Below are 14,451 nucleotides of genomic sequence, written 5' to 3' on the forward strand. Positions count from 1 at the left end.
GGCGGACGGGCCGGGGTGGGCGAGAACTGGGAGAACCCCGAGAGTTCTGCGCCTACGGTTGACGCCGCAACGCCGTTCACGCGAACGACTCCGACCACGCCGAGCGGAAGTGAGATGCCGATCCCAACGAAGTCCTCAAGGTCCGACCGCGGCGCCGACGCGGACGTGGTGATCGTCGGCTGCGGCCCGGTGGGACTGACACTCGCGCTGCTGCTCGCCCACCGCGGGTGGCAGGTGGCCGTCCTGGAGCGCTACGCCGAGCAGTACCCCTTCCCCCGCGTCGTCACGATCGACGGCGAGACCTCCAGGAACTTCGCCGCCGCCGGGATCGGCGATCAGCTGCACGAGCTCGGTGAACCGATGGGCGTCTACGAGTTCCGGAACGCGGCCGGCAGAACACTGCTCAGCTTCGACGCGCCTTACCAGCCAGATCACCAGGGGTGGCCGAGGGCGGCCGTGATGCACCAGCCTTCGTACGAGGCGGCGTTGCGGGCGCACGCGGAAGCGCTGCCCAACCTCAGGATGCTCTACGGTCATGAGGTCGAGAGCCTGGTGGACCGCGGGGACCACGTCGAGGTGCGCGCACCAGGTCCGGTGCTCGGAGACGGCCCGCTCACCGGGTCGTGGCTGGTGGGCTGCGACGGTGCGAACAGCATCGTCCGCGAGCACATGGGCGCGCAGGTCACCGATTTCGGCTTCTCGCAGGACTGGCTGCTCTGCGACGTGGTGTTCCACGAACCGCGCGGGTTCCACCCGACGGACGTGCAGATCTGCGATCCCGAGCGGCCGACGACGATCGTCGCGAGCGGTCGCGGTCACCGCCGCTGGGAGTTCATGCTGCTGCCGGGCGAGAGCGTCGAGGAGCTCAGCACGGTCGAGGCCATGTGGAGCCTGCTCGAACCGCACGGGGCCTCCCCCGACAACGCCACGCTGACCCGCAACATCGTCTACACCTTCGACGCCAGCATGACCCAGCAGTGGCGCCGGGGACGGCTCCTGCTCGCCGGTGACTCGGCGCACCTGATGCCACCGTTCGCGGGGCAGGGCATGTGCTCCGGGGTCCGGGACGCGGCCAGCCTTTCCTGGAGGCTCGACCTGGTGCTGCGCGGCCTCGCCGGCGAACGCCTGCTGGACACCTACGTGGTCGAGCGCGCCAAGCAGGTCCGGCGCACCACCGACGCGTCGATCGAGATGGGCAAGCTGGTTTCCGAGCTCGACCCGGTGAAGGCCGCCCGGCGGGACGAGTACCTGATCGCCTCGCGGTCCGAACAGGACCAGCCGGAGGCGGCGCCGCCGTCGTTCGCCTTGGAAGACGGCTTCCTGCGCCGCAACATCGGTCGCACGATCGTCAAACCGGCCGGTGAGCTCATGCCGCAGGGCCAAGTGGCGCGCGGCGAACATCGGGGTCTGTTCGACGACGTGGTCGGGAACGGCTTCGCGCTCATCACTTCGCTCGATCCCCACGCCGCGCTGGACGACGAAGGGCGAGCGTTCCTGGAGGGCATCGGCACGCACCTGGTCCGGGTCCTGCCCTTCGGGACCGGGCCGAAGCACGCGCAGCCGCACGAGGTCGTCGACGTCGGCAACGTCTACCTCCCGTACCTGGACGAGCTGGAGCAGGCCGCGGTGCTGGTGCGCCCGGACTTCTACGTCTTCGGTGGCGCACGCGACCGCTCCGACATCACCCGGCTCGTGCGCGAGCTCCGCTCGCAGATCACCGGCTCGCCGTCGATCCCGCGCCGCCCGGCCGCGACCCGGCAGCCGAGCCCCCAGCAGTGACCACGCAGAACCTGGCGCAGGAAGGGCGGACACGGCAATGTCGACGAGCACGCACAATTCGAACGCCGCGACGGCGGAGGACTTCGCCTCGGGATTCCGCAAGCTGAACAAGCGGTCCGAGGCGGAACGGGGCGGCCCCGCCCCGGAGCAGGTCAAGGGAGCGGTTTCGGAGATCTACAACGGCGTCGCGTCGTGGTCGACCAAGGGCGACTTCTGGAACTGGGGGATGCACGACGAGCGGGTGCTCGCCGAGATCCGCGAGCTGGTCCCCGACTTCGACCGGTACGACACCGACGGCCTGTCCGAGCAGCTGTACTTCCAGGCGCTGCGCGAGATCCCGATCCCGCTGGACGGCTACGCGGGCAAGGGCGTCCTCGAAGTCGGCAGCGGACTGGGAGAGGGGCTGAACTTCCTGTCGCGCTTGGTCAACGCCTCGCAGATCATCGGGCTGGACCTGTCGCGAGCGGCGACCGATCGGGCCAACGCCCGGCTGTCCCGAGTCGACCGGTTGAGCTTCGTGCAGGGCGACGCGGAGGACCTGCCCTTCCCGGACGGAGAGTTCGACGTCGTCATCAACGTCGAGAGCTCCCACAACTACCCGGATCTCGGCGGATTCCTCGACGAAGCCGCCAGGGTGCTCAAGCCCGGCGGGTACCTCTCGCACGTCGACCTGTTCATCGACCAGTCCCACGCGCGCCTCACGCAGCTCAAGCAGCAGGATCGCGCGTTCGAGTGGGCCGAAGAGGTCGACATCACCGAGCCCGTGCGCGCGGCCATCCGGAAGAGGTTGGTACCGGGCAGCTTCTACCGCCAGAACTTCTCGTCGAAGAAGCTCTCGGTCAAGACCCGGATCATGATGGGCCGCGGCGGCAGCCACCTCGCGGGAGCGGACTTCGTGGGGCACCGGGACTGGCTCGACCAGGTCTTGGAAGCCACCCGCATCCGCCCCAAGCGCACGCAGCAGTCCTACCACAGCTACCGCCAGAACATCGCTCGAAAGAGGAGCTGAAACTGCGGCGGCAGCCGCTGTTCCAAGCGCGGGACTCAGCTCGCACCGCCGAGCAAGCGAACACCGAAACCTCTCTGGGAGTTTCACTAACGGGTTCGTGCTTATCGTGGCGGTCGTCCGCCCCTCACACGGCAGGAGGAGTCTTGGCAGACATCGCGAACGAGGTCAGTCAGCGGCCGCTGCTCGACCTGACCACCGGCTTCATGCGCTTCAAGACCTTCTCGGCCGCGGTGGAACTGGAGGTGTTCACCCGGCTCGCCAACGGGCGCGAGGTGACCGCGGAGGAGTTCGCCGCCGAGACGGACCTGCAGCAGCGCCCGGCGGACGTGCTGCTCCCCGCGCTGGTGGCGCTCGACCTGCTGGAGAAGAACGGCGAGGTCTACCGGAACTCCCCCGTGGCCGAGGAATTCCTCGTCAAGGACCGACCGCACTTCTTCGGCGGGTTCGTGCAGTTCTACGACCGCGCGCTCTACCCCGGCTGGGAACAGCTGGTGAACTCGCTGCGCACGAACAGGTCGATGTTCGTCGATCCCGAGAAGCAGGAAACGGTCTTCGCTCCCAACGACTTTATGATGAACTTCTTCTGGGAGGCGATGCACTCGCTGGCCGGGTACACCGGGAAGGCGCTCGGCGAGGTCTACGACTTCGGCGCGCACCACCGGCTGCTCGACGTCGGCGGCGGCTCTGGCGGCATCCCGATCGAGTTGTGCCGGCGGGTGCCGTCGCTCACCGCGGGTGTGTACGAACTGCCGCACGTCTGCCCCGTGATCGAGCGGAAGATCGGCGAAGCCGGGCTCGGCGAGGTCATCAGCGCCCTGCCGGGCGACTTCAACACCGACGAGGTGCTGCCCGGCGGCTACGACGTGATGCTGCTCAGCCAGGTCATGCACTGCGGCGACGAGGAGGCCAACCGCGCACTGCTGGACAAGTGCTTCGCCGCGCTGCAGCCCGGTGGCGCGGTGCTCATCTGCGAACTGCTGCTCAACTCCGACCGCACCGGCCCGGCGAACGCCGCCGTGATGGGTCTGAACATGCTCGTCAGCCACGCGGGCGGCCAGAACTACTCCGAGGCCGAGTACCGGGATTGGCTGTCCGATGCGGGATTCGTCGACATCGACGTGGTCCGCTTCGACGCCGCCGGAGCCGACGGAGCGGTCGTGGGGCGCAAGCCCGCTTGGAAGTCGTCCCGCGCCGCAGGAGGAGAACATGACCGATCCCGGGACCACCGCTGACGACGTACCGGTGCTCATCGTGGGAGGTGGCGGCGCGGGGCTGACCGCGTCGATCCTGCTGTCCTTGCACGGAGTGGACTCGCTGCTCGTCAGCGCCGCGCAGACGACCTCCGTCCTGCCCAAGGCGCACGTGCTCCACCAGCGGACCATGGAGGTCCTGCGCGACGCGGGCATCGCCGACGCCGTCTACGAGCGTGGCACCCCGCCGGAGAACATGGCCTACGCGGGCTGGTACGTCGAGGGCAGCGATCACGACGAGTGCGGTCGCTGCCTGGCCAAGGTCGAGCTCTGGGGCGCGGGCGGCGAGAACCCGGCGTGGCTGGCCGCCAGCGCCTGCCGACCGGCGAACCTCCCGCAGATGCGGCTCGAACCCCTGCTGAGGGACCGAGCCGAGGAACTCGCCCCGGGACGCCTCCGGTTCGGCCACGAGGTGACCGACTTCCAGCAGGACGACGCCGAGGTGACCGCCACGGTGCGCGACGGTTCCACCGGCCGGACCTACCAGGTGCGCAGCCGGTACCTGCTCGCCTGCGACGGCGGGCGGATGGTCCCGCCGGCGCTGGGCATCGGGTCCGAGGGCGTCGACGACATCGCGCGCATGGTCTCGGTGCACTTCTCCGCCGACCTGTCGAAGACGGTGTCGGACCCCGAGGTCCTGCTGCGGTGGCTGTGGCTGCCGGAGACCGGTGTGGGCGCCACGCTCCTGCCGATGGGCCCCGACAACTGGGGCCCGGACTCCGAGGAGTGGGTCGTGCACACCAGTCCGGTGACCGGTGACGTCGACGGCCCCGACGACGAGGCGGTCGTGGCCGAGGTGCGCACCATCCTCGGTGTCGACCAGGCGGACGTGCAGGTGCACGCGGTCTCCCGCTGGACGATGGGCGGCTCGGTCGCGGATCGGTTCCGCCAAGGCCGGATCTTCCTGCTCGGCGACGCCGCGCACCGGTTCCCGCCCACCGGCGGGTACGGCCTGAACTCGGCGGTGCAGGACGCGCACAACCTCGCCTGGAAGCTGGCGGCGGTGCTGCACGGCGACGCCGGCGAGCCCTTGCTGGAGACCTACGAGGTCGAGCGCAGGAAGGTCACGGGGCGCACCGTCCGGCGAGCGGTGAACAACATCGTCAACCACCTGCAGGCCATCGAGACCGTCGGCATGGGACCGGACAGCGTGCCGGAGGAGAACTGGCGGGCGTTGCGCAGGCTCTGGAGCGGACTTCCGGAGGACGCGGAGTTCCGCGCCGCCGTGCGCCGGGCCATCACCACCCAGTCGATGGAGTTCAACGCGCTCAACCTGGAGTGCGGTTACACCTACGAGTCCGACGCGGTGATCCCCGACGGCACTCCCGAACCTGCGAACCCCGACCCGGTCCGCCACTACCAACCCGGCACGCGCCCCGGTCAGCCCCTGCCGCACGCGCTGCTCGAAGACCACGACGGCTACCGCGTTCCGCTCATGGACTTGGTGCGGCCGGGCCGGTTCCTGCTGATCGCGGGCGAGGACGACGCGTGGACCGAGGCCGCGACCGAGCTGGTCGAGCGCTACGACGTTCCGCTGGACGCGCTGAGCATCGGGCACGTCGACGGCGACTACCACGACCCGCGGTCCACCTGGATCGCGAACCGGGGTGTCAGCGAGCGAGGTGCGGTGCTGGTCCGCCCGGACCGGTTCGTCGCCTGGCGCAGCCCCGACGCGGTGGACGAACCGGTCGCGGAACTGACAGAGGTGCTCACCCCGCTCCTCGGAGGAACCCGGTGACCCGACGGACGACGCCCCCAAGGAGCCCCTGATGCCTGAGAAGTCGAGCACCTCGAACGCCGAAGCGGTCGGCAGACTCTACGACCGCTTCGCCGCGGAATCCCGCGACCTCTGGCCCGACGAGGCCGAGGTACCCAACTTCGGGTTCGGCGAACACCTGCACTTCGGCTACTGGGAGACCCCGGACGAGGACGCTCCGCTGGACGTCGCGGCCATGCGGCTCACCGACATGGTGATCGACCGCTTGCGCGTCGACGAGGCGCACCACGTGCTGGACGTCGGGTGCGGCATCGGCGGGCCCGCGCTGCGCACCGCGCGGCGCACGGGCGCGCGCGTCACGGGCATCACGGTCAGCGAGTCGCAGATCGAGCAGGCGAAGGCGCTCGCGCAGGACGCGGATCTCGCCGGACGACTGGACTTCCGCCTCGCGGACGCGCTGAACATGCCCTTCCGGGACGGCTCCTTCGACGCCGTCTTCGCGCTCGAATCCATGATGCACATGCCTGATCGCCCGCAGGTGCTCGGCGAGATCGCCCGCGTGCTGCGCCCCGGGGGACGCGTGGTGCTGACGGACTTCTTCGAACGCGCCCCCATCCCCGAGGTCCACCGCCCCTTCGTGGACCTGCTGCGCGAATCGTCCCTGCTCTCCACGGTGCGGGTGGAGGACTACCCGTCGATGCTGCGCGGTTCGGGGATGCTCTTCGAGGAGATCGTCGACATCAGTCCGCACACGACCCGGCGCACCTTCATCGAGATGTCGCGGCCCTGGACGGAGTGGGCGGCGGCGCACCCCGAGGTCGGCCTGGGAACCGCTCTCGCAGCGGGAATTCCGGCACCGGGGCTGATCGATGTGGAGGAGCTCGGATACCTCCTGCTCGTCGCTCAGCGACCCTGAGCGCACTCCCCGATGACTGCGCGCCGCGAGCACCCGGGCGCGCGGTCATCGTCACACCCGGTGCGGGCTCACCACGTCACCGGCAGTTCGCGCACGCTGTAGGTGATGGCCGCGTCGCGGTAGCTCAGCTCGTGCGGAGGCTTCGCCAACCGGAGTGTCGGGACCCTGCGGACCAGCGTTCCGATCGCGACCTGCATCTCCACCCTGGTGAGGAACTTGCCGACGCAGCTGTGCATGCCGTGCCCGAACGACATCGAGATCCCGGTCTCGCGGGTGATGTCGAGCCGGTCGGCGTCGGGGTGGGCGGCGTCGTCGCGGTCCGCCGAGGGCAGCAGCAGGATCACCCCGTCGCCGGCCGGGATGCGCTGACCGGCGATCTCCACGTCCTCCGCGGCGACCCGGCCGACGCCCCACTGCATGATGTTCTGGTGGCGCAGCAGTTCCTCCACCGCGCTGTTGATCAGGTCGGGGTCGTCGCGGAGGCGGGCGAACTCGTCCGGGTTCTCCAGCAGCGCCATCACGCTCAGCGAGATGGCGCTCGCCGAGGTGTCGTACCCGGCCGAGAGCAGCATCATCGCCATGGCGGTGATCTCCTCGCGGGTGATCTCGCCCTTGGCCAGGTGCTCACCGGCGAGCCAGCCGAGCAGGTCGTCGGTGGGGTGCTTGGCCTTGGCGGTCACGAGCCGGCGCAGGTACTGGAACAGCGAGCTCGCCGCCCCCTTGTTCACCGACGGGTTCGCGGTCGGTTCGTTCAGCTTGTTGACCCACCGCCCGAACGCGACCCGGTCGCGGTACGGGACGCCGAGCAGCTTGCAGATGACCGACAGCGGCACCTCCTTGGCGTACTCGGTCACCAGGTCCACGGGCGGATCCATCGCGAGCATCGCGTCGATCCGGGCGTCCACCAGCTCCTGGAGGTAGGGCCGCACGTCCTCGGCGCGCTTCCTGGTGAACTGGCCGATCACCATCCGCCGGTACCGGGTGTGCTCCGGCGGGTCGGACTGGACGAACGCGCCCGGTGGCGCGGGCTCCGGGAAGAACAACTTCGGGTACCCCGGGTGCGCCACCCGCGAGCTCAGCCGCTGATCCCTGAGCGCGGCGCGCACGTCCTCGTACCGGCTGACCACCCAGGCGTCGTCACCCGCCGACGTCCGCACCCGGCACACCGGTGCCTCCTCGCGGAGGCGCCGGTACTCGGGCGGGAGGTCGAGCCGGTGGGCGTCGTCCCTCGGCATCGGGAACGGACAGGCAGGCAGCGCTTCGTCCATCATGGGCAGATCTGCACCTCGCTCGTCGGTGTGCGATCGCTCGCCACTGGCGTCCAACGGGCCAACCGTAGGTCCGGAACCACTAGGAGAACGTTCGGAAAAGGGGTTCTCACCAACGGATCGGAAACCGTTCGAGCCCACCGGCGAGCTTGCCGCCGGCGCGCGACTCGAGCTCGGACTGCGGCACCGCGAGGTTCAGGCCGGGCAGCCGGGAGAACAGGGCCGTGAAGCCCACCGCCATGATGACCCGCACCAGCGGGGCGCCGGTGCAGTGCCTCATCCCGTGCCCGAAGGTGAAGTGCGGATTCGGAGTTCGGGTGACGTCGAACTCCTCGGGATTGGCGAACACCCGCGCGTCGAAGTTCGCCAGCGAGAAGTCCAGCATCACGAGGTCACCGGCGGGGATCTTCACGCCACCGGCCTCCATGTCCTCGCTGGCGTAGCGCGGGAGCACCGGGCTGCCGATGGTCGCGCGCATCACCTCGTCCACGGCGCGCGCCATGATCTCCGGGTCGTTCATCGCCAGGTCGCGCTGGTCCGGGTTCAGCATGAACAGCAAGGCGCCGAAGTCGAGGTGGCTCACCAGCCCGGCCAGCCCGGTGAACAGCAGGACGACCACGTGCATGCCGATCTCGTCGTCGGTGAGGCCGCTCTCGACGAACCGCGTGATCACGTCGTCACCCGGGTCCTCGCGCCTGCGCCGACCGACCTCGGCGGCGAAGCCGAACACCGGTTCCACGCCGCCCTCGGCGTGCTCCCGATCGACCGCGCCGACCCGGTCCATCTGCGTCAGCAGCTCCTCGCGGGCGTCCTCCGGAATTCCGATCATGTCGCAGAGCGCGTTCTGCGAGTACACCGTGGAGAAGGTCTCGTGCAGGTCCGCGGGCTGGCCCGCGGCGATGATCTCGTCGATCTTGGCGTGCGCGATGGCTTCCACGCGGGACTTGCGGTCCAGCACGCGGCGGGCCGCGAAGCTCTTGGTGTAGAGGACGCGCTTCTCCTCGTGCACCTGGCGTTCGACCGCGACGTCGGTGTCGGTCACGAGCATGTCGAGCATCGGGTTGCGCAGGAACCGCGGCGCGTTGGCCGGGTCCGGGTGGTACCGGGCGAGCCGGTCGTCCTGCAGCAGAGCCTTGACCTCCGCGTGCTGGGTCACCAGCCACGCCTCGTCGCCCGCCGGGGTGCGGATGCGGCACACCGGCCCCTGCGCCTGCAGGTCGAGGCGGACCTTGCTGAAGCTGAGGATGGAGGGGCGTTCGACGCCCACCAGGGGGAGTTCTTCTCGTGCCGCGGTCATGACGCGTCTCCAGGTCTGTGCGTTGTCCAGGTCTCTCCGGCGGGCGGGGTCACGGTTCCGCCGCCGCGAAGGTGGTGAGCCAGTCCTCGATCACCTCGGCGGTCAGCGCCGAGTCCTCCTTGACCATCGACATGTGGTCGGTCTGCACCACGCGCAGCTCGTCGTGGGGCACCTCGACGTCCTGACCGGTGATCTCGAGGTTGGTCCCACCCACCTCCTTGGCGCACCGGACCAGCAGCTTCGGCGCGGTCGTGGTGAGTCCGATGTCGACGATGCGGACGAACCAGTGCGCCATCGCCGACAGCCGGGCGCTGTTGAGGCTCACCGCGGGCGATTCCATGGTGTTGAAGTAGTTGTTGGTGACGGCGTCGAAGTCCATGCCCTCGTGGCTGTCGTAGCGGAGGCTGAGCGTGTCGAGCATGATCACCCCCTCGGGACGGACACCCCACGTGTCCTCCAGCACCGCGGCCGCGAAGTAGGCCAGCGTCCCGCCCGAGGAGTGCCCGACGAGCACGAAGGGTTCCCCGTCGCTGGCGTGCAGCACGGCCTCGGCCACCCAGCGCGCCGCCGCCTCGCTGGTGGCGGGCAGGGCTTCTCCCGGTTCGAAACCCACCAGCGGCAGCGCCGACACGTCGCGCTTGCCCCGCAGCCGCGCCGCCAGCCGCGCGTACATGTGGATGCCCGCGGTGGCGCCGGGAGCGCTGATGCAGATCAGCTTCGGTCCTTCCGGGCCGCTCGCAAGCGGGACCGGGGCCGCCAGCTCCTCCAGCTCAGCCGGTGTCTCGAACATCGGCCGCAGCAGCGCGACGTGCTTGAGCACCTGCAGGCCCTGCAGCGTCCGGCCCGAGCTGACCGACTGCATGAACAGCCCGTGGAGGGTGTCCTCCGGGGCCACGGCCGGACCGACGCCCTGCGCGGGCGCGGTGTTCGCGCCGTCGAGCGCGCCGAGTTCACCGACCAGCGTCTTCGCGAGCTGCTGCGGCGTCTTGCTGTCGAAGACGACGGAACTGGACAGCCTCGTGCTCAGCTGCTCGGACAACTGGTTGCGCAGCTCGACCGCGATGAGCGAGTCGAAACCCAGTTCCAGGAAGTCGCGCTCGGGATCGACCGCGCTCCGATCGGGATGGCCGAGCAGTGCGGACGACAGTCCGATCACGAGGTCGCGCACCATGCCTTCGCGCTCCCCCTGGTCGGCCTCGCGCAGCCGCTCCAGCACGGTGACCGCGGCGGTCCTGCCGGTCGCTCCCGCGATCGGCTCATCGGAGACGAGACCGCGCAGCAGCGGACCGACCGCTCCGGGCGCGCTCGTTTCGACGTGGGCGGCCACCACCAGGGCCTCGTCGCCGGCGATGGCGGCGTCGAACAGCGCGAGGCCCTGCTCCGGTGCCAGCGGCGGTATCCCGGAGCGCGTGATCCGCTCCAGCGCCGCGTCGCTCAGGCCTCCCGTCATGCCGCTCGTCGCCGTCCACGGGCCCCACGCCAGCGAAATCCCCGGGAAGCCCTCGTGTCGGCGATGCGCCGCGAGCGCGTCCAGGTAGGCGTTCGCGGCGGCGTAGTTGCCCTGTCCGGCACCGCCGAGCAGGTTCGCGACCGACGAGTACAGCGCGAAGACGGAGAGGTCGAGATCCCGGGTGGCGCGGTGCAGGTTCCACGCCCCGTCCACCTTCGGCCGCAGCACGGCGGCGAGCCGGTCAGGGGTCAAGGTGTCCACCAGTCCGTCGTCGAGCACTCCCGCGGTGTGCACGACGGCACCGAGCGGGTGGTCAGCGGGAATCGCGGCCAGCAGGTCCGCCACGGAGTCGGTGTCGCAGATGTCGGCGGCGGTGGTCGTGACGGTCGCGCCGTGCGCGGTGAGCTCGGATACCAGCTCGGTGGCTCCCGGTGCGTCAGCTCCGCGGCGGCTGACGAGCAGCAGGTGCCGGACGCCGCACCGCGTCACCAGGTGCCGCGCGAGCTCGGCGCCGAGACCGCCCGTGCCACCGGTGATGAGCACGGTCCGGTCGGGGTCCCAGGTGTGCGCGGCCTGGTCCGACCGAGGCAGATCGGCCAGCCGTGCGGCTCGCACCGAACCGTTGCGCACCAGCACCTGCGGCTCGTCGGCGGAGACCAGCTTCGGCAGGACCGCGGCCGACATCGGCTCGCCGTCGGAGTCGACGAGCACGAAGCGCCCCGGGTTCTCAGACTGCGCCGAACGCACCAGGCCCCACGCCGACGCGGCGGCGAGGTCGTCACCGATGGCCGCACCACGGCTGACGAACACCAGCCGCGAGTTGTCGAGCTGCGGGTTCGACAGGCATTCCTGGATGAGGCCGAGCACGCGGGTGGTCAACGCGTGCGCGGAACCAGCGTCCTCGCCGCCCGACAGGGTCACCAGGAAGACGTCCGGGGCGACGCCGCTCTCCCCGGTCGCGTCGGCCAGGTCCTCGCCGTAGCCCGTCACGGTCTGTCCCGCGCTGAAGAGCAGGTGCGCGAGGTCGAGCGGGTCGTCGCCGACGATGGCCCAGCGCGCGGCGGTGGGGGACGTGGTGATCTCCACAGGAGCCCAGCCGAGGCGGTACAGCGACGGTTTCGGCCCCTGGAACATCGCTCCGAACGCCGCGCGGGGGTCGGCCGTGGATTCCGGCCAGTACCGCTCGCGGTCGAACGGGTAGGTCGGCAGCCCCACCCGCCGGGCTCCGGTGCCGTCGAAGAACGCCTGCCAGTCCACGGCGACACCGGCGACGTGCAGCCGCGCCAGCGCGGTCAGGAACGCGACGTCTTCCGGCCGGTCCTTGCGCAGCGCAGGGACGCAGCCGTCGACCATCGCCGAGAGCGCGCCATCCGGGCCCAGTTCCAGGAACCGGGTGGTTCCCCGGTCGCGCAGCCCGGTCACGTCGTCGTGGAAGCGCACCGCGTCCCGCACGTGGTTCACCCAGTGCTCCACCGACGTGACGTCGCCGCTGGTGGCGATCGGAATCCGCGGGGCGGAGAACGTGATTCCGCTGATGGCCGTCCGGAACTCGTCCAGCATCGGGTCCATCAGCGGCGAGTGGAAGGCGTGCGAGACGCGCAACCGCTTGTGCTCCCACCGCTTCGCCAGCGCCAGCACCTCGTCCTCGGGCCCGGCCAGGACCAGCGAGTTCTCCCCGTTGATCGCGGCGATCGAGACTCGGCCCACGAGGTGCGGCAGGACGTCGTCCTCGGAGACTTCGACCGCGACCATCGCGCCGCCGGCGGGCAGCGCCTGCATCAGCCTCGCCCGCGCCGACACCAGCAGGCAGGCGTCCTCCAGCGAGAGCGCACCTGCCACGTGCGCCGCGGCGATCTCGCCGATCGAGTGCCCGGCGAGGTGGTCCGGGGTGATTCCGAAGGACTCCACGAGCCGGTACAGCGCGACCTCGATCGCCAACAGCGCGGGCTGGGCGTGCCGGGTCTGCTGCAGCGGTTCTTCGTCGGCACCCCACATGATCTCGCGCACGGCCGGGTCTAGGTGCCCCAGCACCGCCTCCAGCGCCTCGGCGAACACCGGGAACCGGGCGTGGAGCCGCCTGCCCATGCCGAGCCGCTGCGAGCCCTGACCGGAGAACAGCACGGCCAGCTCTCCACTGCCCGCGACACCACGCGCGGCCTCCACCACTCCGTCCTCGGTGGACAGCAGAACCGCGCGGTGGTCGAAGGTCGACCGGGTGGTCAGCAACGAGTGGCCGAGGTCGACCGCGTTTCCCTCGGCGCTCTTGATCCGCTCGACCTGGGCGTCCAGCGCGGTGGCGGACTTCGCCGACACCACCAGCGGCACCACGTCGCGGAACGAGGGCGCGGTTTCCCCGTCCTCGGGTTCAGGGGCTTCCCGCAGGATCACGTGCGAGTTCGTGCCGCTGACGCCGAACGACGACACCCCCGCACGGCGCGGCTTCTCCCCGCGCGGCCACGCGACCGGCTCGGTGAGCAGCCGAGCGCTTCCCGCCGCCCAGTCGACGTGCGCCGAGGGTTCGGTGACGTGCAGGGTCTGCGGCAGCAGGCCGTGCCGCAGCGCCAGCACCACCTTGATCACGCCTGCAGCACCCGCCGCGGCCTGCGTGTGGCCGATGTTGGACTTGATCGCGCCGAGCAGCAGCGGCTGCTCGCGGTCCTGGCCGTAGGTCGCCAGCAGCGCCTGCGCCTCGATCGGGTCGCCGAGCGTCGTGCCCGTGCCGTGCGCCTCCACGGCGTCCACATCGGACCCACTCAGACCCGCGCTGGCCAAGGCGGCGCGGATCACCTCGCGCTGCGCTGGACCGTTCGGTGCGGTGAGCCCGTTGGACGCGCCGTCGGAGTTCACCGCGCTGCCCTCCACCACCGCGAGCACCGGGTGCCCGTTGCGCTGGGCGTCGGAGAGCTTCTCGACGAGCAGGACACCGATGCCCTCGGCCCAGCCGGTGCCGTCGGCGTCGTCGGAGAACGCCTTGCAGCGGCCGTCAGGCGCGAGCCCGCCCTGCCTGGTGAAACCGGCGAAGTTCGACGCGGTGGTCATGACGGTGACACCGCCCGCCACCGCCAACGCGCACTCGCCGCTGCGCAGGGACTGCGCCGCCTGGTGCAGCGCCACCAGGGCCGACGAGCAGGCGGTGTCCACCGTCACCGATGGACCCTCGAACCCGAAGGTGTAGGACACGCGCCCGGAGATCACGCTGGCCGCCGTGCCCATCCCGGCGTGACCGCCCACGTCCTCCTGCGATCCGATGAGCACGTGCCCGTAGTCCTGGCCGTTGGTGCCGACGAACACGCCCGTGCGGCTGCCGCGCAACGAGCCCGGGTCGACGCCCGCGCGCTCGATCGCCTCCCACGTGGTCTCCAGCAATAGCCGCTGCTGCGGGTCCATCGCCAGCGCCTCGCGCGGCGAGATGCCGAAGAAGCCCGGATCGAACTCCGCCGCGTCGTAGAGGAACCCGCCTTGGAGCGTGGCGCTGTGCCCCTGGTCCCCGCCGACGAGGGTGCCGAGGTCCCAGCCTCGGTCGGTCGGGAAGCCCGAGATCGCGTCGCGGCCCGACGACAGCAGCTCCCACAGGTCCTCGGGGGTGCGCACACCACCGGGGAAGCGGCAGGCGAGGCCGACGATCGCGACCGGTTCGTGCTTGCCCGACTCGACCTCCTCCAGGCGTTGCCGGGCCCGGTGCAGGTCCGCGGTGACCCACTTCAGGTACTCAACGAGCTTCTCTTCGTCGGGCATGGCCGGTACGCCTTCCTTCTCAAGACCAGG

8 protein-coding genes are annotated in these 14,451 nt (G+C 70.5%); 5 read left to right on the forward strand and 3 right to left on the reverse strand.

Annotated elements, in window-relative coordinates:
• Positions 1-114: 114 nt before the first annotated feature.
• The 5 genes from mhpA to E1161_RS16580 all read left to right on the forward strand — a co-directional run bounded on the left by mhpA (position 115) and on the right by E1161_RS16580 (position 6,671).
• On the forward strand, positions 115-1,779 hold the full coding sequence (gene mhpA, locus E1161_RS16560; RefSeq protein WP_132624241.1) for a bifunctional 3-(3-hydroxy-phenyl)propionate/3-hydroxycinnamic acid hydroxylase MhpA: 1,665 nt from the start codon (positions 115-117) through the stop codon (positions 1,777-1,779).
• 37 nt (positions 1,780-1,816) lie between these two features.
• On the forward strand, positions 1,817-2,788 hold the full coding sequence (locus tag E1161_RS16565; protein ID WP_132624243.1) for a class I SAM-dependent methyltransferase: 972 nt from the start codon (positions 1,817-1,819) through the stop codon (positions 2,786-2,788).
• Positions 2,789-2,931: 143 nt separating this feature from the next.
• Positions 2,932-4,020, forward strand: coding sequence for a methyltransferase (locus E1161_RS16570; RefSeq protein WP_207920272.1), 1,089 nt, complete (start codon positions 2,932-2,934; stop codon positions 4,018-4,020).
• On the forward strand, positions 3,995-5,776 hold the full coding sequence (locus E1161_RS16575) for an FAD-dependent monooxygenase (protein ID WP_132624244.1): 1,782 nt from the start codon (positions 3,995-3,997) through the stop codon (positions 5,774-5,776). The genes E1161_RS16570 and E1161_RS16575 overlap by 26 nt, the downstream gene beginning before the upstream one ends.
• Positions 5,777-5,807: 31 nt before the next feature.
• On the forward strand, positions 5,808-6,671 hold the full coding sequence (locus tag E1161_RS16580; protein WP_132624246.1) for a methyltransferase domain-containing protein: 864 nt from the start codon (positions 5,808-5,810) through the stop codon (positions 6,669-6,671).
• A 68-nt stretch (positions 6,672-6,739) separates the two neighbouring features.
• On the opposite strand, the gene E1161_RS16585 is transcribed toward E1161_RS16580, so the two are convergent.
• The 3 genes from E1161_RS16585 to E1161_RS28540 form a co-directional block, all read right to left on the reverse strand.
• On the reverse strand, positions 6,740-7,942 hold the full coding sequence (locus E1161_RS16585; protein ID WP_132624248.1) for a cytochrome P450: 1,203 nt from the start codon (positions 7,940-7,942) through the stop codon (positions 6,740-6,742).
• A 106-nt stretch (positions 7,943-8,048) separates the two neighbouring features.
• Positions 8,049-9,236, reverse strand: a complete 1,188-nt coding sequence (locus E1161_RS16590) for a cytochrome P450 (protein WP_132624250.1) — start codon at positions 9,234-9,236, stop codon at positions 8,049-8,051.
• A gap of 49 nt (positions 9,237-9,285) precedes the next feature.
• Positions 9,286-14,421 carry an SDR family NAD(P)-dependent oxidoreductase gene (locus E1161_RS28540; protein WP_132624252.1) on the reverse strand — a complete coding sequence of 1,712 codons (5,136 nt, stop codon included), beginning with the start codon at positions 14,419-14,421 and terminating at the stop codon, positions 9,286-9,288.
• Positions 14,422-14,451 lie beyond the last annotated feature (30 nt).

It is taken from the genome of Saccharopolyspora aridisoli (genome assembly GCF_004348445.1).
In the GTDB taxonomy this organism is placed as follows: domain Bacteria; phylum Actinomycetota; class Actinomycetes; order Mycobacteriales; family Pseudonocardiaceae; genus Saccharopolyspora; species Saccharopolyspora aridisoli.

Excerpts from the sequence above, each read along its gene's own strand:
- mhpA (WP_132624241.1), top strand. The coding sequence starts at position 115 with ATGCCGATCCCAACGAAGTCCTCAAGGTCCGACCGCGGCGCCGACGCG.
- E1161_RS16565 (WP_132624243.1), top strand. The coding sequence starts at position 1,817 with ATGTCGACGAGCACGCACAATTCGAACGCCGCGACGGCGGAGGACTTC.
- E1161_RS16575 (WP_132624244.1), top strand. The coding sequence starts at position 3,995 with ATGACCGATCCCGGGACCACCGCTGACGACGTACCGGTGCTCATCGTG.
- E1161_RS16580 (WP_132624246.1), top strand. The coding sequence starts at position 5,808 with ATGCCTGAGAAGTCGAGCACCTCGAACGCCGAAGCGGTCGGCAGACTC.
- E1161_RS16585 (WP_132624248.1), bottom strand. The coding sequence starts at position 7,942 with ATGATGGACGAAGCGCTGCCTGCCTGTCCGTTCCCGATGCCGAGGGAC.
- E1161_RS16590 (WP_132624250.1), bottom strand. The coding sequence starts at position 9,236 with ATGACCGCGGCACGAGAAGAACTCCCCCTGGTGGGCGTCGAACGCCCC.
- E1161_RS28540 (WP_132624252.1), bottom strand. The coding sequence starts at position 14,421 with ATGCCCGACGAAGAGAAGCTCGTTGAGTACCTGAAGTGGGTCACCGCG.